This is a genomic window from Pseudomonas sp. Larv2_ips (assembly GCF_963879675.1).
GTDB lineage: Bacteria > Pseudomonadota > Gammaproteobacteria > Pseudomonadales > Pseudomonadaceae > Aquipseudomonas.
Map to the genome: position 1 here is coordinate 939,665 of NZ_CAWOAW010000027.1, position 20,114 is coordinate 959,778.

Consider the following 20,114-nt stretch of genomic DNA (forward strand, 5'->3'; position numbering starts at 1 on the left):
CAGAGGGACGGGTCATGGCCAAAACGCTGTTCAAACTTTTCCTCACTCAGCGCCTTGCGGCCTTGGCCAGCACGGAGTCGTTACGGGCCATCCGTGAAGGCCTGTTGTGGATTTTGCCGTGTTTGCTGGTGTCGGCCGGTTTCCTGATTCTTTCTGAATGCGCCAGGGTGCTGGGGTTTGATCCGCAGGTGGTGGCCTTTTTGTCTGGGCTGCACAACCAGATCAGCTCGGTAATCCCGCTGTTGGTGGCCGCCTCCATTGGTTACATGCTGGCGATCCAGTATCGCCTGCCACAATTGCCGGTGGCGTTCCTGTGCCTGGCGCACGTGGTGGTCGCCACGTTCGTCTTGCGCGATTACCCGCGGGCGTCGGCGACGTTTGTACTGTTTATCGCCATCGCCTCGCCGTTGCTGAATGTACCGGCGGTGGCCTGGCTGCATCGCTTTCGCTGGACGCGTCTGGTCAACGAAGACCTGGTGGGCCATAACCTGCGGGGCACCATAAACATGGTGGTGCCGGGGGCTATCACTGCGCTGTCGTTGGTGGGGGTGTTGTCGTTGCTGTTGCAGATACCTTCCGTGGCGCAGCTGCAAGGGCCGCAGGTGCTCGATGCGCTGCAATCGCCGTATGGCAGCGGCTTGTTTGTGACCCTGATGAATTCTCTGCTGTGGTTTTTTGGCATCCACGGCGTGTATGCCCTGCAGCCGCTGTTCGATGTGCTGGACCAGGCTGTGCTGCTCAATGGCGCCGCGCTGGGGGCAGGTGAGCCGATCAAATACGCGCTCAACAGTGGCCTGCTGGGGTGTTTCGCGTTTATTGGTGGGTCGGGCGGTGCACTGAGCCTGTTACTGGCGATCCTGCTGTTTTCCAGGAGCCAGTCCATGCGCCTGCTGGCGATGGCCAGTCTGCCGTTATCGCTATTTAATGTCAGCGAAGTGCTGCTGTTCGGCTTGCCGATCATTCTCAATCCGCGCTTGTTCGTTCCGTTTTTACTGGTGCCGGCATTCAACGCCATGCTGGCGCTGACGGCGGTACACCTGGGCTGGGTATCACCGGCTGTGGCCAGCGTACCGTTTACTGCACCGGTGCTGCTCAACGCCTACCTCAGTACCCACGGCGACATGGCGGCAGTGGTGCTGCAGGTGGCGCTGCTGGGCATCGGCACGCTGGTGTATGCGCCTTATGTGCGCGCAATCCACCGTCAGTCCAGCGACGCCAGCACGGTGTACCTCAAGTCGCTGGACATGACCTTTCGCGGCCTTGAGGAGAAGGGCCGGTTGCTGGAGCTGGACCCGGTGCTGGCGTCCCACAGGGCGCTGGCACGCCAGGCCGTCGAACTGAGCCGTATCCAGCAGATCAGCGATTATGAGTTCTACCTCGAATTCCAGCCTCAGGTCTCCACCCGCACCGGGTTGTGCACCGGCTGCGAAGCACTGATGCGCGCCCGCGACAGCCAGGGCACGGTGCACTCGCCGTGGGAGTTTCTGCAGTGGCTGGCGCAGGCGCGGTTGATGCCGGACGTGGATGTCTGGGTGGCCTCCCAGGCCGTGCGCCAGTACCAGCATTGGAAGAAAGTCGGCTTTGCCCTGCCGATGACCATCAATATTTCCAGTGCCACCCTGACGAATGCTGCCTATGGCGAGCGCCTGGTGGAAATTCTTGCCCAGGCCCATGGGCAAGTGTCGGTGGAGATCACCGAAGATGCGTTGGTGCGTGATGTTCCGGCCACGCGCCAGACGATCCAGAAATTGCAGGCGATGGGCGCCAAGGTCTATATCGATGACTTCGGCACCGGGTTTTCCGCGTTGAGCTATCTGCACCAGTTTCCGGTGGACTTCATCAAGATCGACCGCAGCTTTGTGGTGGCCCAGCACGACCCCCAAGGTGCCCGTGTGCTGACCGGCATGCTGCGTTTTTGCGAGGCGCTGAACCTGGGGGTGGTGGTCGAAGGCGTGGAGACCGCCGAGCAATTGGCCTTCCTCAATACCGGCACCGAGCTGTTTGTTCAGGGCTGGTATTTCAGCAAGGCGCTGCCCGGCGATCAGCTGGAGCGCTTTGTGCGCGAGCGTGCGGCCACTCGGGTTTAAGCTGGCGTGGCGGTGAACTCACGCTGCGTCTGCTCGATTTCTTCGACCAGCTTGTCGATTTGCGCCAGCCGCGCGCGGTTGTCGTGGTCCCAGGGGTGAAAGCCCGGTTTGAAGTAGTGCAGCCATGGCCGCAGCATGCGCGGGAACACGCCCCTGGGCCCGTAGAGAAACTTGAGCATGCGCCAGAAGCCCTTCACGTGCCCTCCGGCCTTGCGGTCGGCAATCAGCAGGCGCAGGTGGAAATCCAGCACCACCAGCCAGAAGAACACCGTGGTGGTCAGCATGGTGCCGGTGCGCAGCAGGTAGCGCCCAGGCCCGGGTTTGATCACGGTGTTCCACACATCGAATGCCACGGCTTTGTGTTCGGTTTCTTCGAGGGCGTGCCAGTACCACATTTGTTGGTAGCCCTTGAGTGACTCGCCAAAGCGCGTGGGGTCGCTGAGCAGAATTTCCGCGAGCATTGCCGTGTAGTGTTCGAGGGCGATGGTCACCGCCAGGTTGAACGACGGTGGCAGGTGTTTCTTTTGCAGGTCGAGCATGAATTTGAGGCGCCGGTCCAGGGTGTGCGCCGGTAGGCCGGCAGCTTGCATCAGGTCGTTATAGGCCACGTGCTCGCGGCTGTGCATGGCTTCCTGGCCGATGAACCCCTGGATTTCCTTTTTCAACTCCGGATCGTCGATGTGCTGGCGGTAGTGGCGCACGCTGTCCATGAAAAACAGTTCGCCCTGGGGAAACAACAGCGACAGTGCGTTGAAGAAGTGCGTGATGAACGGGCCTTGTTCATGCCAGTTTTTGATGCGCTCGGCGGGCAAGGCAAAACGGATATCGCGACGGATGGGCAGCATCATGGGTGCTCCTGTTCAGAGACGAGGTTCGTCGTTGGTTTCAAACACCGGCGTGCGCTGTTTGGGCGCCATGCGCTTGCTGGCAAACACCACCAGGGCTTGATAAGCGGCGGGCAGGCAACGGGCGAGCAGGTCGAGGAAATACGCGTCGCGGCCGATCAGCACGCGGCGTTTGTTGTGGCGCACGCCCTGCAGGATGACCTTGGCGGCCTGGTCGGCGTCGGTGATGAAGAGCTTTTCGAAGTCGGCGCGGGCCTGTTGCTCGTTGTGGATCAGAAAACCGGTCATGTTCGCGTCGATGCGGCTGCTGCGGCAGATATCCGTACGGATTCCGCCGGGGTGTACACAGGTGGCGGACACCCCGCAGCGTTGCAGATCGAGTTCCTGGCGCAGCGATTCGGTAAAGCCGCGCACCGCAAACTTGCTCGCGTTGTAGCCGCTCATGCCGGGCTGGGCAAACAGGCCGAACACGCTGGAGGTGTTGACCACGTGTCCGTCGCCGCTGGCCTTGAGGTGCGGCAAAAACGCCTTGGTGCCATGCACCACGCCCCAGAAGTTGATGCCAATGATCCACTCCAGGTCAGCGTAGTCCACACCTTCGACGGTGCTCGACAGCGCCACGCCGGCATTGTTGAAAATCAGGTTGACCTGGCCGTGGTCGGCCACGCAGCGTGCGGCCCAGTCGTGCATGGCCTGGCGATCGGACACGTCCAGCACGTGGGTGGTGATCGTCACCGGTGACAGCGTCGAGGTCTTGATCAGCGCCAAGGTCTGTTCCAAACCCTGGCTGTTCTTGTCCGCGAGCGCCAGGTGGCAGCCTTCGCGTGCCAGCGCCAGGGCCAATGCGCGACCCATGCCGGACGCCGCGCCAGTGATTGCCGCCACGCGGCCGTTGAATGACTTCATGACAGGCTGCCTTCTGCGGTGGAGTGGGGCGCCGAAACCGGGCGGGGTGTCGAGGTGGGCAACAGCTCGGTGACATAGTCCTTGAGCGCGAAGTGCCGGGTATCCCGTTTGAAACGCCAGGTTGAACCGGGCCACAACGTGGTGTTTTTGCCGGTGCGCGGGTCGAGGTACCAGCTCTGGCAGCCGCCGGTGTTCCAGATGGTGCGCTTGAGCCGGGCTTGCAGTTGCTGGTTATAGGCCAGTTCCACCGTGGGTTTGACCTCGACCGTGGCAATGCGCTGGCGCTGCATTTGCGTAATGGCATCCAGGATGTAAGTGACCTGGGCCTCGATCATCAGAATCATCGAGTTATGCCCAAGGCCGGTGTTCGGCCCGACGATCAAAAACAGGTTGGGATAGCCCGGCACGGTGGTGCCCTTGTACGCGTGGGCGCCGTCGCGCCAGGCATCCATCAGGTCGACGCCGTCGCGCCCGATGATGCAATCGCGGGGCAGCGGGTCGGTGGCCTGGAAACCGGTGCCGAAGATCAGGCAATCGGCCGGGTGCTTGATGCCGTCCGCCGTGACCACGCCGTCCGCTTCGATGCGCAGCACCTTGTCGCTGACCACCTCGACATTGCTGCGCGACAGCGCCGGGTAATAGTCATTGGAGATCAGCACGCGCTTACAGCCGATGGTGTAGTCCGGGGTGAGGGTCTTGCGCAGGGAAGGGCGCGCCACTTGTTTGCGCAGGTGGCGCAGGGCGATTTTCTGCACCATTTTCATCAACCTCGGGTGCAGGGCAAACCCCACCACACGGCCTTCCAGCGCCCAGTAGAAAGCGCCGCGCACCAGGCGTTGAGTGAAGGGCAGGTGCTTGAAGGCCCAGCGCTCGACGCGGGAGATTTCGCGGTCGGGCTTGGGCATGATCCACGGCGGCGTGCGCTGGAACAGGTCCAGATGCGCCACCTGCGGCGCGATCTGCGGGACGAACTGAATGGCACTGGCGCCGGTGCCGATCACCGCCACGCGCTTGCCCTTCAATGAATACGCGTGGTCCCACTGCTGGGAGTGGAAGCGCTTGCCCTTGAAGCTGTCCAGCCCCGCAATATCCGGCAACGCCGGGCGTGACAGCCCGCCCATGCCCGACACCAGCACCCGCGCGCTGACCTTGCGGCCGTCGCTGAAGCTCAGTTGCCAGCGTTGCTGCTGTTCATCGAACACCGCACGTTCAAGGCCCATGCCGAAGCGCAGGTAGGGCGCCAGCTTGAAACGCTGCGCGCAGTGTTCAAGGTAGACGCGGATCTCCGCCTGCGGTGCGAACTGCCGCGTCCAGTCCGGGTTGGGCGCAAACGAAAACGAGTACACATGGGACTGCACATCGCAGGCGCAGCCTGGGTAATGGTTGTCCCGCCAGGTGCCGCCGAGGGTCTCGGCCTGCTCGGCGATAAAGAAGTCGGTGATCCCGGCTTCCTTGAGTTTGATCGCCATGCACAGGCCGGCAAAACCGGAACCGATGATGGCGATGTCGATTGAATCGCTGTGGGCATTCATGGCGTGTCCCTCGTGGGCATCGATGTGCTCCTGTTTTTGTTGTGTCTTTTAGATAGAACACCATTGCAAAGAAAAATTGAATTAATTATTTTAAAAAAGATTTTAAATAATCTACCTGAAAATTTCGCCTACGCTAGGACCTTGTTCCGCATGTGCGACTTGTCCGACGGACGAGCACGGTATGCATGAAGTTTAGGTCCAGGGTGTGGACGATGGCTGAGGCCTTGATCAATACCGGTCAGGTCGCCAGCGGCAGGGAAGCAGAGGACCGAGCTATGGCTGTTGAATGGGTTGTCGCTGCGGGTGTGTTAGGGGTGGCGAGCGCGCTGTTGTGGGGCTTCAGTGCCTGGATGACGCGGCGTATAGAAGCCACTGTTCCGATCAATGGGCGCTTCGTCGAGGTCGATGGCGAGCGCTTTCATTATGTCGAGGAGGGTGCAGGCCCGCCGCTGGTGATGATTCACGGGCTGATGGGCAGCAGTCGCAACCTGACCTATGCCTTGTCCGCCCAGTTGCGTGAGCGTTTTCGCGTGATCACGCTGGACCGCCCGGGTTCGGGCTATTCGACCCGGCAAACCGGTACCCCAGCAGACCTGCCGGCCCAGGCTCGGCAAATCGCGGCCTTCATCAAAACGCTGGACCTGGATAAACCGCTGGTGCTGGGGCATTCCCTCGGCGGGGCGATTTCGCTGGCGCTGGCGCTTGACCATCCCCACGCGGTGTCCGGGCTGATCCTGGTGGCGCCGCTGACGCATCCCCAACGTATGTTGCCGCCGGTGTTCCTGTCCCTGGCGGTGCGCCCGGCCTGGTTGCGACGGTGGATGTCCCACACCCTGACCGTGCCCGTCGGCCTGCTGACCAGAGGCGCGGTGGTGAAAGGCGTGTTCGCCCCCGACGCCGCGCCGTCAGACTTCGCCACGCGAGGAGGCGGGCTGCTGGGGATGCGTCCAGACAACTTCTACGCGGCCTCCACCGAGATCAATACGGTTAACGACCACCTGCCGGACATGGTCAAGCGCTACCCGCAACTGACCCTGCCAATCGGCCTGATCTATGGCGCGCGCGACAACGTGCTGGACTTCCAGAAGCACGGCCAGGCCTTGGCCAGCAAAGTGCCCGGGCTGAAGATGCAGGTGGTGGAGGGGCGCGGCCATATGCTGCCAATTACCGCCACAGAGCGCGTGGCCGCGCTGGTGGAGCAGGTAGCCAAGCGTGTTCGCCCACCGCAAAGCGCCACCGTGCTGCATCCGCCATTTGCCTTGGCGAGCAAATAATGGTGTTACCCGACTCGCGGTACAACGGCGTCGATGCCTGCTTTAGACACCTGACCAAACGGCTGAAAAACAGACTGGTCAGTCACGTCAAAAAGCCTTCGAGAAACTAGTTGACGACCTAACGATTCCGCGCTATTTATTTAAAAAAATTATTTCAATGTGTAATTTGAAACAATTTTTGAAGTGCCTAAGAGCGAATAAAATAATGAAAAAAACGCCTTTTATCGCATCTCCAAGCCGTCTCGTCCGGAGGCTGCCATGAATCAGACTCTGGTCACTTCTACCGTCTGGACCGACGGCAAACGTCATTTGTGGTGGCTGGGCATCATGCCTCTGGCGACCCCATTGCTCTCCGGCGCCCTGGCCATTACCACGGGCGTGCAGCAATTGTGGTGGGTCGGCGTGCTGGTGATCTTCGGCTTGATCCCATTGATCGACGGCCTGCTCGGTGAAGACGTCAGCAACCCGCCAGAATCCGCCGTCAGCCACCTTGAATCGCAAAGCTACTACCGCTGGATCGTCTACACCGGCGTGGTGTTCGTGATCACCTCGGTGGTGGTGACCGGCTGGCTGGCCGCCGGTGGCATCGACTGGATCATCAACGGCGGCCTGCTCAACGCCACGGCTAGCCTTGATCCGTCGAGCTGGCTGGCGAAGACCGCAGCGTTTATTACCGCGCGCACCCAGTTGCACGGTGAGATCACCTGGTTCACCTACCTTGGCATGGCGATGTCTACCGGCGCCGCCACCGGCATTGCAATCAACACCGCGCATGAGCTGGGGCACAAGCCCAAGCCACTGGAGGTGTTCCTGGCCAAGGTCACCCTGGCGCCGACCTTCTACGGGCACTTCTACACCGAACACAACCGTGGCCATCACGTACGCGTGGCCACACCGGAAGACCCGGCCAGCTCACGTCTGGGTGAGAGTTTCTGGGCGTTCCTGCCGCGCTCGGTGTGGTTCAGCGCGGTGTCGGCCTGGAACCTGGAGCGCGAACGCCTGCGCAAACTCGGCCTGCCGGCACTGCACTGGAAAAACGCCGTACTCGGCGCGTGGATGTACAGCGTGGTGTTGTGGGGCGCGATGATTGCCTGGCTCGGCGCGGCAGTGATTCCTTTTCTGATCATTCAGGGCATCTACGGGTTCTCGTTGCTGGAAGTAGTTAACTACGTCGAGCATTACGGGCTTAAACGCCAGAAGTTGCCCAACGGTCGTTATGAACGGTGCTCGCCGCGGCACTCGTGGAACAGTAACCGTATTGTCACCAATATCTTTCTGTTTCAACTGCAACGGCATTCCGATCACCACGCCAACCCCACCCGTAGTTATCAGTCATTGCGCCACTTTGATGAATCGCCGCAACTTCCTTATGGTTACGCGAGCATGATTGTGTGGGCCTATGTACCGTACTTGTGGCGACGTCGCATGGACCATCGCGTGTTGAATCATTACGCCGGCGATATCACCTTGACCAATCTTCAACCGTCACAACGTTTGAAGTACCTGGAGAAGTACAGCAACAGCGCCAAGCCGTTTTGAGGTGAATTAAAACAGCCGCGGGTGAACTCGGGATCTGTGCATCGCGCCGGTTTTTATCGCCCAGGGTTTATCGGTTTTATGCCAAGAAAGTTGTTTGACCCTACAACAATAACTTCAAGGGAACGACGTTCATGATGCACAGCCCTGCCACGTTCACCGCGCATATCATACTGGCCGCACTGGGCCTGATCGTTTACCACCAGGCCCAGGCCGCACGCATCGAGCCGGCCGGCAGCGCCTTTACGGCCCAGGGCCCGATCAGCTTTTCCAAGGGTGCGCTGATCAGCGCCGATTGCACTATCAAGGTAGCCGGCAAGGTCGCGGCCGATGGTTCATCGGTGAATGTCGATAAAGTTGAATTCGACGGCGGCCTTAAATGCAGCCGCGTCGAGGCCACCAACTTACCCTGGGTGTTAGTTGCCAAAGACACCAAAAGCGGTTCCATGTCAAAGATCAGCGTCGATGTTCACGCCTTTGGCCTGGGCGGCAAGTGCGGGCCTTCTACGGCCGATGGAACGTGGGACAACGCCACCCGAAAGTTGGAGGCCACCAATGTTCCGATTGGCGAAGACTGTAAGATCAAAACGGTGTCGATCACGATGCCGCCGACCTTCAAAGTGGTCGAATAAACAGATTAAAAAGATGCAGCGGTAATTGAATTGAGATTTGGCTGGAAAGGGAAGTTCTGCAGTTTCACCGTGACCTCTCGATCATGGCCATTACCCCTGGCGAAATGACTCGCCATAACATGTGAGGAAAAACAATGAAAAGCTTGAAGACCCTCGTTTGTGCAACTTCTTTTGCTCTGTGCTTTGGCGCCGCCTCGATGGCCAGTGCGGCGTCTATCACCCCGGATGGTCCGTTCACGACCAACCCTGGCACCATCGTTGTGAAGTCGCCCTCGTCGTTCGGTGCAGCCGTCACCTGCGGCATCACTTTTAGCGGCAACGTCAGCGGTGGCGTGGCCTCCATCAACGGTGCTTCGCTGACCGGCGGCGGTCTCTGCGCCTTGCCGACGCTGACCAACCTGCCTTGGGTGCTGACCGCTGCAACCAGCACCACCGGCACCGTGACCAACGTCGGCTACAAGATCACCTCGCTGCCTTCCACCAACTGCGGTCCTACCCCTATCGCTGTGGCGTGGACTGCGGCCAGCAAAACCCTGTCGGCCAGCAATCAATCGCTGAGTGGCAACTGCACCGTGGTGTCCCTGAGTGTTGTGGCGCCAACGCTGACGGTTAACCCGTAAGCGCGTGACTCCAAAGGGCTGATCACCCGTTGAAAGGCCGGTGCCTCGCGTGAGGCGCCGGCTGCGGGAAAACCACCGGCGGAGCCGGTTGGGTACGGTACTTATTGTCTGGGGAACATGACAATGCAAAGCCTTAAAAAAACAGCCCTCCTGGGTTCGATGTTATTCACCCTGGGCGCTGTCTCGTCCATTGCAGGCGCAGCCACCTTTGCCCCGGCGGGCGCTGCATTTACCGCCTCGGGCTCAATCGCCACCGCGGTAAAGCTGCTGGTGTTTACCCCGGTGCCATGCACGATGACACTCAGTGGCCAAGTCGCGGCGGACGGCTCAAGCGCAACGATCACCGGCGCCACGTTCACCGGTAATGCGCTGTGTGGTATTTCCGGCCCATTGAACTTGCCGTGGACACTGGTGCCGACAAATGCCACCACCGCAACGCTTTCTGGCTTTACCGAAAAATTTCCGTATGACAGCTGCCTGACGCCAAGTGTGCTGACCACACAATGGAGTGCCGCCGATGGCACGTTCAGCATTGCCAGCCCACACACGGTGAACGCCACCTGCAGGGTTACGGCTTTCAACTTCAAGCCTTCACCTGCCCTCACGATTAACCCTTGAAGACATCAACGCGTTAGCGCGTGGGCGCGCACAACGTGAAACGCGTCCCTGAATGAACGAACAGAAAGACGAGACGGCTGGGCCGGCTCAGTGTGATAACAATAAGGAGTGCCTCATGAATAATAAAAAACAACAGGTACAGGCGTTACTGGGGTTGGCGTTGATGGGCGGGCTGATGGTGGCCGTGCCTGTGCAAGCCGGCGGTTTTTCCACGCCGACGTATGGCGCACCGGGCTGGGGGCGGGCGTTCGGTGGTGGTTCGTTGTTCAAGAACGACCCGAGTTCGGCGTTCAACAACCCGGCGGCAATGGCTTTTGTTGACCATAACGTTGCACAAATGACCGTCGATTACGCGCGGATCAAGATCAAGTACAAAGGCCAGGCCAATGATTACCAGGGCAACCCGGTATCCAATACACCGTTTAACCCCGACGGTACTTTCGACCCCGCGCTGACCACGGTGAACAACAACGACGGCGGCCAGGGTGGGTTCACTGCATGGCTCCCAACCGGGTTTATGGTGATGCCGCTGGGTGATCGGTTTTCGTTCGGTCTGGCCCAAGTCGTACCGCAGGGCATGCGCACCACCTGGAACGAAGACTCAAAGTTGCGTGACTTTGCAGTGGACACCAAGATTGAAACGGTAGGGTTGACCGGGTCCTTGTCATTCAAGGTGCGCGATGACCTGTCCATCGGTGCCGGGATGATCGTTCAGCACAGTAAGGGCTTCGTCAGCCAGAATATCGATTTGCTCGCCGCCGCTGCCAACTCCAAGTCTGAATTGGGCGGTATTCCGTTCCCGGCAGGCCTGGGCACGTCGCTGATTCGAGTCAAAGTCGATAATACGTCGGTGGGTTGGTTCACGGGGGTGGTCTGGAAACCCACCGAGCAAGACAGCCTCGGCCTCAATTACCACGCTAAAATCAAGAACAAGATGGAGGGCAAGTACAATATTCGCGCCGACGCCTTCTCGTATCAGCTGATGACGGGCCCGAGCCCGTTCGGCGGTACCGGGACTATCCCGGAAGTGGCCTATCCGGGGCTGAAATTGATGCCCGACGGCGCCAATGCCAGCACTCAACTGGACATCCCGGCAACTGCGGGCCTGGACTGGGTGCACCAGTTCAATGATCGCCTGACCCTGGGTGTGAGTGCGGTGTGGACCCAATGGTCATCCTTCAAGGACCTGACCCTCAAGTCCGACGGCAACACGATCGTTTCCATCCCCTACAACTACCGCGACTCCTGGATGTACTCCATTGGTGGCGATTTCAAAGCGACCGATGAGCTGACATTGCGTGCCGGTGTGGCGTCCGACCAGACGCCGACCCGCAACTCTACACGCGACCCGCGGATTCCGGACGGTGACCGGTACTTCCTGTCGCTGGGTGCGGGTTACGACGTCAAGGCGATTCCAGGCTTGACGCTGGATCTGGCGTATTCCCATCAGTTCGTGCAGGAGGTCAATCTCAAGACCAAGAACGTGGACCGCTTGGGCGCCGCGAGCCTGGACGGTAAGGCCGAATCGTCCGGTGACGTAGTGGCTGTTTCGGCAACCTATGCCTTTTAAGGCCGTCACGCAGCGTTGAGGACAGGGGCGGCAAGCGCATCTTGGCGCCCTTGTTCAGAGGCTCGAAGCGGAGTTCGCGCTCGCGACCTGTGCAGCAGCGCATTTTTTGATTCAACAGGCTGACGTGCTCAGCCTGGTTTTTTTTAGCCTTGGCATTAAATAAAAATTTCAAAACAAAATTTGAATTTGTCTTTTCAAGTTTGTAGTGTGGCTTTACGCCGTCACTCATTTCGAGCGACCTGCGCATCGCCCATGCCCTGATTAGGTAGAGGTATCCCCATGGTTATCTGGTTATTAGTGGGTGTCGCAGCAGCGATTGCCCTGGCGTATCGACAAGCCGCCGCCGCGCTGTGGCTGGGCATTGGCCTGATCTGGCTGGCGCTTGGTTACCTGTTCAACGTGGTGGCCGGTCTGGGCACCAGCGTTGCGGCGCTGCTGGTGGTGGTGCCCGCGCTGCTGCTGACGCTCAAGCCCTTGCGGCGCGCGCTGTTGACCAGCAAGGCCTTGGGCCTGTTTCGTACGATCATGCCCGCCATGTCCGACACCGAACGCGCCGCCATCGAATCCGGCACGGTGTGGTGGGATGCCGAGCTGTTCAGCGGCAAACCCAACTGGGATCGCCTGCTCAAAGCTGCGCCAGCCAGCCTCAGCGCCGAAGAACAAGCCTTCCTCGACAACGAGGTCGAAACCCTCTGCGACATCGCCAACGACTGGGAAACCACCCAGATCTGGCAGGACATGTCCCCCGAAGGCTGGCAGTACACCAAGGACGCCGGGTTCCTGGGCATGATCATTCCCAAGCAATACGGCGGCAAAGGTTTCTCCCACTATGCGCACTCCCAGGTGGTGATGAAGCTGTCGACACGCTGCTCGGCGGCGGCGATTTCGGTGATGGTCCCCAATTCCCTGGGCCCGGCTGAACTGCTGCTGCATTACGGCACCGACGCCCAACGCAATTACTACTTGCCGCGCCTGGCGCGAGGCGAAGACATCCCATGCTTTGCCCTGACCAGCCCATATGCGGGCTCTGATGCCGGCGCAATTCCAGACCTGGGCATCGTCTGCAAAGGCCTGCAGGAGGGCGAGCAAGTGCTGGGTTTCAAAGTGACCTGGGACAAGCGATACATCACCCTTGGCCCCATCGCGACGGTGCTGGGCCTGGCGTTTCGCGCCGAAGACCCGGAGGGTTTGCTGGGCAAGGCGGGCTCACTGGGGATTACCTGCGCGTTGATCCCAACGTCTCATCCGGGCGTCAACAGCGGTCGTCGTCACTGGCCTTTGAACGCGGTATTCCAGAACGGTCCGACTACCGGCAAGGATGTCTTCATTCCCCTGGAATGGGTGATCGGCGGCCGCGCACAGGTCGGCAACGGCTGGCGCATGCTGATGGAATGCCTGGCAGCCGGGCGGGCGATTTCCCTGCCGTCGGCCAACGTCGGCCTGGGCAAAGTCGCGGTACGCGGCACCAGCGCCTACGCGGCCATGCGCAAGCAGTTCGGCCTGCCCATCGGCAAGTTCGAAGGCGTGCAGGCGCCGCTGGCGCGCATGGCCGGGCATTTGTATGCCTGCGACGCGGTGCGCAAGGTCTCGGTGGCGTCGCTGGATGCCGGCGAAAAACCCTCGGTGATCTCGGCCATTGCCAAGTACCACGTCACGGAGCGCGCGCGGATCATCGTCAACGACGGCATGGACATCGTCGCCGGCAAAGGCATCTGCATGGGCCCCAATAACTTCCTGGCCCGTGCCTACCAGCAAAGCCCGATTGCGATCACCGTGGAGGGTGCGAACATCATGACCCGCTGCCTGATCATCTTTGGTCAGGGGCTGATTCGCTGCCATCCGTATGTGTTCCGCGAAATGGAAGCCGCGCGTAACCCGGACCAGCGCCAGGCACTGGAAGCCTTCGACCGCGCGATGTTCGGCCATGTGAGCTTTGTCGTCGCCAATGCCGTACGCGCCGGGGTGCATTCGCTGACCGGCGGGCGGCTGCTTTCTGCACCGGCCAAGACCGAGCCTGCGCTGGCGTCCTACTACCGCCAGGCCAATCGGCTGTCGGTAGTGCTGGCGCTGATCTCGGATGTGTCCATGGGCGTGCTCGGTGGTGCGCTCAAACGCAAGGAAAGTATCACCGGGCGTCTGGGCGATATTCTGTCGCAGTTGTACATCCTGTCCTGCGTGCTCAAACGCTTTGAGGACGACGGTCGGCCCCAGGCAGACCTGCCGCTGGTGCACTGGGCCGCTCAGGATGCGCTGTTACGTGCGCATGAAGCGCTGGCCGAAGTGCTCGATAACTACCCCTCGAACGCCGCTGCGGCAGTGGTGCGGGGCTTGAGTTTTCCGTTCGGTATTCCCCTGCGCAAACCGTCGGATCGCTTGCTGGCCCAAGTGGCTGAGGTGGTGCAGACGCCAGGCGAAACCCGCGACCGCCTGTTGGCCAATTCCTACATCCCGCGCCCGGAAATCGACAAGCTGGCCTACGGCGAATTGGCCTTGCGCCTGTTGCCGCAGGTGGAGCTGATCGACGCTCGCCTCAAGTCGGCGGTCAAGCAAGGCCTGATCGAACCGATGCCGATTTCCGCCACCGCGTTCAGCGGCTGGCGCGTCAAGGCGCGGGCGCTGGACCTGATCAGCGACGAGGAAGACACCTTGCTCGGCCGCTATGTGGAATACGCCGACCACGGCATCCAGGTCGATGACTTCCCGCAGGACTTTGGTTTGCTTGAGGCGTTACAGCAGCGCAAACAAGCGTTGGAGCCGAGCGCCAAACGTCGCACACCCCAAAGCGAAAACGCCTCGGTCAACTAGGGGAACACGATCAAGGTGGGAGCTAGCGTGCCTGCGATGGCATCACCTCGGTGCCTGTGAACGACCGAGTCGTCTGCAGCGCAGGCAAGCCAGCGCCCACCGGCATCGGGTTTATAAAGCCAGTGTGTGTTGTGAGTGAATGCTTACTATGAGTGACAGCTACCTTTCCTTCGTCAACTCCCCGTGGGGCCGGCGCCTCGCCCGGGCCATCGGCCTGCCGCAGCCGTTGCCATTGCAGCGCCATCGCAGCGGCCAGCAGGGCCTGGTCAACCCGGTCATCGTCGCCGGGGCAGGGCGGTTATCCACAAAGGTGCAGCAGATTTTTGCCGCCACCGACACCGTCGCGGCCACGCCAGCGACGCTCCGGGCGCCGTCCACGGTCAAGGTGCAGGGCGCGGTGTTCGATGCCACGGCGGTGCTCGATTTGCAGCAGCTCGACGAGCTCTATGTATTCTTCCACGCCAACGCCAAGCGCCTCAGTCAGCATGGCCGCGTGGTGGTGCTGGGCACTGCGCCCGAACATTGCCGGGACTTGCCCCAGGCCATCGCCCAACGCGCCCTCGAAGGCCTGGTGCGCTCGCTGGCAAAAGAACTGCGCCGGGCGATCACCGTGCAATTGGTCTATGTGGCGCCGGGCGCCGAAGACGCCCTGGACAGCAGCCTGCGGTTTTTTCTGTCGCGCCGTTCGGCCTATGTGTCCGGGCAGGTCGTGCGCCTGGAAAAACCGGTGGATGGCGAGGTTGCCGTCAACTGGGATGAGCCCTTTGCTGGGCGCCGCGCATTGGTCACTGGCGCCTCGCGTGGGATCGGTTTGGCCATCGCCCAGGTGCTGGCCCGCGACGGCGCCCACGTGGTGTGCGTGGACGTGCCCCAAGCCCATGCAGCGCTGCAGCAGGCTGCCGCCAGTGTCAACGGCTCAGCCTTGCCGCTGGACATCACCGCCCCCGACTCGGCCGCGCTGTTGCAGGCGCACGTCGAACAGTACGGCGCTTTCGATGTGGTGGTGCATAACGCCGGGATCACCCGCGACAAGACCATTGCCAAAATGACCGAGACGGCCTGGCGCAGTGTGCTGGCGGTCAACCTGGAAGCGCCGTTGCAGTTGAGCAGTGCGTTGCTGCACCACCAAGGGTTGAACCCAGGCGGGCGCATTGTGTGCGTGTCGTCGATCTCCGGCATTGCCGGCAACCTGGGGCAAAGCAATTACGCCACCTCCAAGGCGGGTGTGATTGGCTTGGTGCACGGCCTGGCGCCGTTGGCGGCAGCGCAACAGGTCACGGTCAATGCCGTGGCGCCCGGTTTTATCGAGACGCAGATGACCGCCAGGATTCCACTGATGATCCGCGAGGCGGGGCGGCGCATGAACTCGATGTCCCAAGGCGGGCAGCCGATTGATGTGGCCGAGACCATTGCCTGGCTGGCGCACCCGGCGTCCGGCGGGGTCAACGGCCAAGTCGTACGCGTGTGCGGCCAAAGCCTGCTGGGAGCCTGAGCCATGGACTACGTGACGCAGATCATCGACCCGCCACCGTCGCGCACCCAGCTGTTGCTCGATGGCGTGCGCGCGCTGCGCAAACCCAAGCTTGAGGGTGCGCCGTTGCTGCCCAGGGAATGCCTGGTGCGCTCGGCGGTGGCGCTGTCGGCCGGCGCCATCGCCGCGTATGGCCACGCCTGTGGTTTCCGGCGCGAGCAGGGCGTGCCGCTGTCCTATCCGCACGTGCTGGCGTTCCCGTTGCACCTGATGCTGCTCACACGGCCGAGCTTTCCGTATCCGGCCAGCGGCATGGTGCACCTGGCCAATCGTATTCATCAGCACCAGCGCTTGCACGAAGGCCAGGCGTTGCGCCTGCAAGTGTGGTGCGAGCGCTGGGTGGCGCACCCCAAAGGCCAGGCGCTGAGTATCGCCACGCGGGCCTACAGCGCCGACGCGCTGGTGTGGCAGAGCGACAGCCTGTACCTGCGCCGTGACGTGAAAGCCCCGGTCGGCGAGCCGTGGGAAGACGCGCTGACGTTGCAGGAAGACGGGCTGTTGCGCAGCCAACGCTGGGCAGTGCCGGCCGACCTGGGCCGACGGTTTGCCAAGGTGTCAGGGGACTTCAACCCGATTCACACCTCGGTGATCGGCGCCAGAATCTTTGGCTTTCGCCGCGCCATCGCCCATGGCATGTGGACCCTGGGCCGCGCACTTGCCGCTCAGCAACCGCCGGGCGGCCTGGAACACGCCCAGGCGCATTGCGACTTCAAACTGCCGATCTTCCTGCCCGGCCAGGTCACCCTGTGGAATCGCCCCGTGACCGGCCCGCGCCGTGAGTTCGAAGTGCGCAATGCGGCTGGCGATAAACCGCATATGCGTGGGCTTTTTGTCTGGAATGAGAACCGTCAATGAGTGACTACAGCTTCAACCCGGCCCCGACTCGACGCGTGGCGATTATCGGCGGCAACCGTATCCCGTTCGCCCGCTCCAACAGCGTGTATGCCCACGACAGCAATCAGGACTTGCTGGTTGCCGCCCTGCAAGGCCTGGTTGACCGCTACAACCTGCACGGCCAGCGCCTGGGCGAGTTTGCCGCGGGCGCGGTGATCAAGCATTCGCGCGATTTCAACCTGGCGCGCGAGTCGCTGCTGTCGACCACATTGTCGCCCCAGACCCCCGCGTATGATGTGCAACAAGCCTGCGGCACGGGCCTTGAAGCGGCGTTGCTGGTGGCGAATAAAATCGCCCTGGGCCAGATCGACGTCGGCATTGCCGGCGGCTGCGACACCACCTCGGACGCGCCCATCGGCATCAACGAATCCCTGCGCCACACCTTGCTCGCCGCCAACCGCGCCAAGGGCATGGGCGATAAGCTCAAGGCGTTGCTGAAGGTGCGCCCCTCGATGTTGTTCAAGCCGTTGCTGCCGCGCAATGGCGAGCCACGCACTGGCCTGTCGATGGGTGAGCACTGTGAAGCAATGGCCAAGCGCTGGCAGATCAAGCGGCTGGCCCAGGATGAGTTGACCCTGACCAGCCACCAGCGCCTGGAGGCCGCTTACACCCGTGGTTTTTTCGACGATCTGATCAGCCCTTATCGCGGCCTTACGCGCGACAACAACCTGCGGGCTGACGCCAGCCTTGCGAAACTCGCCGGGCTATCCCCAGCCTACGACCGCCACAACGGCACGCTTACGGCGGGCAACTCCACGCCGCTGACCGACGGCGCTTCGGTGGTGCTGTTGGCCAGTGAGGCCTGGGCTGCCGAACACGGCTTGCCGGTGCTGGCTTACCTGCGTACCGGCGAAACTGCGGCGGTGAATTTTGTCGACGGCACCGAAGGCCTGTTGATGGCTCCGGCCTATGCCGTTCCACGCATGCTCAAGCGTGAAGGCCTGAGCTTTGCCGACTTTGACTTCTTCGAGATCCACGAAGCGTTTGCTGCCCAGGTGCTGTGCACGCTCAAGGCCTGGGAAGACGCCGATTACTGCCGTGAGCGCCTGGGCCTGGACGCACCGCTGGGCGCCATCGACCGCAGCAAAATCAACGTCAACGGTGGTTCGCTTGGCTGCGGCCACCCGTTCGCCGCCACCGGTGGCCGGCAGTTGGCGGCGTTGGCCAAAACCATTCATGACAATGGTGGCGGGCGCGGCTTGATTTCGATCTGCGCGGCGGGCGGGCTGGGTGTAACGGCCATCGTCGAAAAGTAGCGCTATAAAAACAACAACAAGGAGACTGCCATGAACGCTGTAAGCCTGGAACGTACCGAACGGATCTGGTTGAACGCTTACCTGCCCGGCGTGCCGGCGGACATCGAGGCCGGTATCGAGGAGTACCCGTCGCTGCGCGAGGTGTTCCTTGAGCACCTGGAGAAATTTCGCGAGCGCGTCGCCTACGTCAGCATCGGCACCGAAATGACCTATGCCGACTGGCAGGTGCAAGGCATCGCGTTTGCCGCGTGGCTGCAGGGCCAGGGCGTGAAGAAGGGCGACCGCGTGGCCTTGATGATGCCCAACTGCTTGCAGTACCCGATCTGCCTGTTGGGTACCATCCTGGCCGGCGCGGTGGTGGTCAACGTCAACCCGCTGTACACCTCCCATGAGCTCAAGCATCTGCTCAAGGACAGCGGCGCCGAGACCGTGGTGATCTTCGAAAACTTCGCCCACACCCTGGAAAAGGTCGTGGCCGGCAGCAGCGTCAAGCGCGTAGTGGTGGCGGCCATTGGCGACTTGCTGGGCGCCTTCAAGGGCGCGGCGATGAATTTCATTCTGCGCAGTGTGCAAAAGCAGGTGCCCGCTTTTAACATGCCAGGCGCGGTGCGCTTCAATCGGGTGCTGAAACAGGGGCGGGTGTTGAATCACTTTCCGGTGGCCATGAACCTCGACGACCTGGCCTTTTTGCAATACACCGGCGGCACCACCGGGGACGCCAAGGGTGTGATGCTCAGCCACCGCAATATCATCGCCAACCTGTTGCAGGCCAAGGCCTGGGTCGGCGACCAACTGGACCAGGACCAGCAGGAAACCAACGTCACCTTGCTGCCGCTGTACCACATCTTTTCGCTGACGGTGAACTGCCTGATGTTCATGTGCCTGGGCGGGCGCAACATCCTGATCGCCAACCCGCGTGATGTGAAACGCGTGCAGATGATCCTGCGCAAGGAGCGCTTCAACGGCATCGCCGGGGTCAACACGCTGTTTAATGGCTTGCTCGAAAACAAGGCGTTCTGCGCGCGCGACTTTTCCGCCCTGCGCATGGTGATCGCCGGCGGCATGGCCACGCACACGGCAGTGGCCAAGCGCTGGAAGGAAGTCACCGGGCTGCCGATCATCGAGGGCTATGGCCTCACCGAGTGCTCGCCGGTGGTGAGCATCAGCCCGATCAATATCGCCCGCATGCGCGAGATGGAATTCACCGGCAGCATTGGCGTGCCGCTGCCTTCAACCTGGGTGCGTTTTATCCGCGAGGACGGTGAGCTGGCCGACACCGGTGAGCAAGGCGAACTGCAAGTGCGCGGGCCGCAGGTGATGCAGGGTTACTGGAAGCGGCCCAAGGAAACCGCCGAGGTGCTGGATGCCGAGGGCTGGCTGTCGACCGGTGATATTGGTGTGATGGACGAGCGCGGCTATATCCGCCTGGTGGACCGCAAGAAAGACATGATTCTGGTCTCGGGCTTCAATGTGTACCCGAATGAAATCGAAGACGTGGTGGCCATGCACCCGGGCGTGGGCGAGGTGGCGGCGGTCGGCGTGGAAGATGGCGTCACTGGGGAAAGGGTGAAGATCATCGTGGTGCGCAAGGACCCGAACCTCACGCAAGAGCAGATCCTCGCCCATTGCCGCGAATACCTGACGGGTTACAAAGTGCCGCGGTATGTGGAGTTCCGCACCAGCGAGTTGCCCAAGACCACCGTGGGCAAAGTGCTGCGCCGCGCCTTGCGCTGATTCGAAGGTAACGACGGCCCAAATGTGGGTTTACACAACAAGCTACGCTGGATGAACACGGTCAATGTGGGAGCGGGCTTGCTCGTGAATGCAATGTGTCAGTTTGCACATGTGGCACTGACCCACCGCTTTCGCGAGCAAGCCCGCTCCCACAGAAATTGGGTTTACACAGCAAGCTACCTTGGATAAACACGGTCAATGTGGGAGCGGGCTTGCTCGTGAATGCAGTGTGTCAGTTTGCACATGTGGCACTGACCCACCGCTTTCGCGAGCA

15 protein-coding genes are annotated in these 20,114 nt (G+C 61.4%); 11 read left to right on the forward strand and 4 right to left on the reverse strand.

The annotated features are described in order from the left end of the window. Positions 1-14: 14 nt before the first annotated feature. A complete protein-coding gene (locus AACV02_RS21280; RefSeq protein WP_119741835.1) occupies positions 15-2,087 on the forward strand; it encodes a PTS sugar transporter subunit IIC/EAL domain-containing protein in 2,073 nt (690 codons plus the stop codon). Here the strand turns inward: AACV02_RS21280 and AACV02_RS21285 are convergent. Genes AACV02_RS21285 through AACV02_RS21295 form a run of 3 tightly spaced genes read right to left on the reverse strand, consistent with a single transcriptional unit; the run spans position 2,084 to position 5,370 of the window. Then, a complete protein-coding gene (locus AACV02_RS21285; protein WP_119742797.1) occupies positions 2,084-2,932 on the reverse strand; it encodes a metal-dependent hydrolase in 849 nt (282 codons plus the stop codon). The genes AACV02_RS21280 and AACV02_RS21285 overlap by 4 nt on opposite strands. Positions 2,933-2,947: 15 nt before the next feature. After that, the gene (locus AACV02_RS21290; protein WP_119741837.1) at positions 2,948-3,838 is read right to left on the reverse strand and encodes an SDR family NAD(P)-dependent oxidoreductase; all 891 of its coding nucleotides are present in this window, start codon (positions 3,836-3,838) and stop codon (positions 2,948-2,950) included. Continuing rightward, positions 3,835-5,370 carry a flavin-containing monooxygenase gene (locus AACV02_RS21295; RefSeq protein WP_119741839.1) on the reverse strand — a complete coding sequence of 512 codons (1,536 nt, stop codon included), beginning with the start codon at positions 5,368-5,370 and terminating at the stop codon, positions 3,835-3,837. Before AACV02_RS21295 ends, AACV02_RS21290 begins: the two co-directional genes overlap by 4 nt. 275 nt (positions 5,371-5,645) lie before the next feature. Here AACV02_RS21295 and AACV02_RS21300 point away from each other — a divergent pair, with 275 nt between their 5' ends. From AACV02_RS21300 to praB, 4 genes are all read left to right on the forward strand, one after another. After that, positions 5,646-6,644, forward strand: coding sequence for an alpha/beta fold hydrolase (locus tag AACV02_RS21300; RefSeq protein WP_119742799.1), 999 nt, complete (start codon positions 5,646-5,648; stop codon positions 6,642-6,644). Between the two features lie 258 nt (positions 6,645-6,902). Further along, positions 6,903-8,183 (forward strand): alkane 1-monooxygenase, encoded by a 1,281-nt coding sequence (locus tag AACV02_RS21305; RefSeq protein ID WP_119741841.1) that lies wholly within the window; start codon positions 6,903-6,905, stop codon positions 8,181-8,183. A gap of 134 nt (positions 8,184-8,317) precedes the next feature. Continuing rightward, complete coding sequence (gene praA / locus AACV02_RS21310; protein ID WP_119742801.1) at positions 8,318-8,812, forward strand: alkane oxidation protein activator PraA; 495 nt, start codon at positions 8,318-8,320, stop codon at positions 8,810-8,812. Between the two features lie 134 nt (positions 8,813-8,946). Continuing rightward, the gene (gene praB, locus AACV02_RS21315) at positions 8,947-9,432 is read left to right on the forward strand and encodes an alkane oxidation protein activator PraB (protein WP_106577847.1); all 486 of its coding nucleotides are present in this window, start codon (positions 8,947-8,949) and stop codon (positions 9,430-9,432) included. Between the two features lie 101 nt (positions 9,433-9,533). On the opposite strand, the gene AACV02_RS21320 is transcribed toward praB, so the two are convergent. After that, positions 9,534-10,019: a hypothetical protein gene (locus AACV02_RS21320; protein WP_124417231.1), complete on the reverse strand. Its 486-nt coding sequence runs from the start codon at positions 10,017-10,019 to the stop codon at positions 9,534-9,536. A gap of 146 nt (positions 10,020-10,165) precedes the next feature. On the opposite strand from AACV02_RS21320, the gene AACV02_RS21325 reads away from it, so the two are divergent. The 6 genes from AACV02_RS21325 (at position 10,166) to AACV02_RS21350 (ending at position 19,840) form a co-directional block, all read left to right on the forward strand. Continuing rightward, a complete protein-coding gene (locus AACV02_RS21325; RefSeq protein WP_106577849.1) occupies positions 10,166-11,620 on the forward strand; it encodes an outer membrane protein transport protein in 1,455 nt (484 codons plus the stop codon). Between the two features lie 279 nt (positions 11,621-11,899). Further along, entirely contained in the window at positions 11,900-14,425 is a 2,526-nt protein-coding gene (locus AACV02_RS21330) for an acyl-CoA dehydrogenase (RefSeq protein ID WP_119741845.1), read from the forward strand. A gap of 148 nt (positions 14,426-14,573) precedes the next feature. Continuing rightward, the gene (locus AACV02_RS21335; protein ID WP_119741847.1) at positions 14,574-15,917 is read left to right on the forward strand and encodes a 3-oxoacyl-ACP reductase; all 1,344 of its coding nucleotides are present in this window, start codon (positions 14,574-14,576) and stop codon (positions 15,915-15,917) included. A gap of 3 nt (positions 15,918-15,920) precedes the next feature. After that, positions 15,921-16,811: a MaoC family dehydratase gene (locus tag AACV02_RS21340; protein ID WP_119741849.1), complete on the forward strand. Its 891-nt coding sequence runs from the start codon at positions 15,921-15,923 to the stop codon at positions 16,809-16,811. Then, positions 16,808-18,106 carry an acetyl-CoA C-acetyltransferase gene (locus tag AACV02_RS21345; RefSeq protein ID WP_119741851.1) on the forward strand — a complete coding sequence of 433 codons (1,299 nt, stop codon included), beginning with the start codon at positions 16,808-16,810 and terminating at the stop codon, positions 18,104-18,106. The genes AACV02_RS21340 and AACV02_RS21345 overlap by 4 nt, the downstream gene beginning before the upstream one ends. A 30-nt stretch (positions 18,107-18,136) precedes the next feature. Beyond that, a complete protein-coding gene (locus tag AACV02_RS21350; RefSeq protein WP_119741854.1) occupies positions 18,137-19,840 on the forward strand; it encodes an AMP-binding protein in 1,704 nt (567 codons plus the stop codon). Positions 19,841-20,114: the final 274 nt, after the last annotated feature.

What these genes read in the sequence shown, in the direction of transcription:
- AACV02_RS21280 (WP_119741835.1), top strand. Translation starts at nt 15, where the DNA reads ATGGCCAAAACGCTGTTCAAACTTTTCCTCACTCAGCGCCTTGCGGCC.
- AACV02_RS21285 (WP_119742797.1), bottom strand. Translation starts at nt 2,932, where the DNA reads ATGCTGCCCATCCGTCGCGATATCCGTTTTGCCTTGCCCGCCGAGCGC.
- AACV02_RS21290 (WP_119741837.1), bottom strand. Translation starts at nt 3,838, where the DNA reads ATGAAGTCATTCAACGGCCGCGTGGCGGCAATCACTGGCGCGGCGTCC.
- AACV02_RS21295 (WP_119741839.1), bottom strand. Translation starts at nt 5,370, where the DNA reads ATGAATGCCCACAGCGATTCAATCGACATCGCCATCATCGGTTCCGGT.
- AACV02_RS21300 (WP_119742799.1), top strand. Translation starts at nt 5,646, where the DNA reads ATGGCTGTTGAATGGGTTGTCGCTGCGGGTGTGTTAGGGGTGGCGAGC.
- AACV02_RS21305 (WP_119741841.1), top strand. Translation starts at nt 6,903, where the DNA reads ATGAATCAGACTCTGGTCACTTCTACCGTCTGGACCGACGGCAAACGT.
- praA (WP_119742801.1), top strand. Translation starts at nt 8,318, where the DNA reads ATGCACAGCCCTGCCACGTTCACCGCGCATATCATACTGGCCGCACTG.
- praB (WP_106577847.1), top strand. Translation starts at nt 8,947, where the DNA reads ATGAAAAGCTTGAAGACCCTCGTTTGTGCAACTTCTTTTGCTCTGTGC.
- AACV02_RS21325 (WP_106577849.1), top strand. Translation starts at nt 10,166, where the DNA reads ATGAATAATAAAAAACAACAGGTACAGGCGTTACTGGGGTTGGCGTTG.
- AACV02_RS21330 (WP_119741845.1), top strand. Translation starts at nt 11,900, where the DNA reads ATGGTTATCTGGTTATTAGTGGGTGTCGCAGCAGCGATTGCCCTGGCG.
- AACV02_RS21335 (WP_119741847.1), top strand. Translation starts at nt 14,574, where the DNA reads ATGAGTGACAGCTACCTTTCCTTCGTCAACTCCCCGTGGGGCCGGCGC.
- AACV02_RS21340 (WP_119741849.1), top strand. Translation starts at nt 15,921, where the DNA reads ATGGACTACGTGACGCAGATCATCGACCCGCCACCGTCGCGCACCCAG.
- AACV02_RS21345 (WP_119741851.1), top strand. Translation starts at nt 16,808, where the DNA reads ATGAGTGACTACAGCTTCAACCCGGCCCCGACTCGACGCGTGGCGATT.
- AACV02_RS21350 (WP_119741854.1), top strand. Translation starts at nt 18,137, where the DNA reads ATGAACGCTGTAAGCCTGGAACGTACCGAACGGATCTGGTTGAACGCT.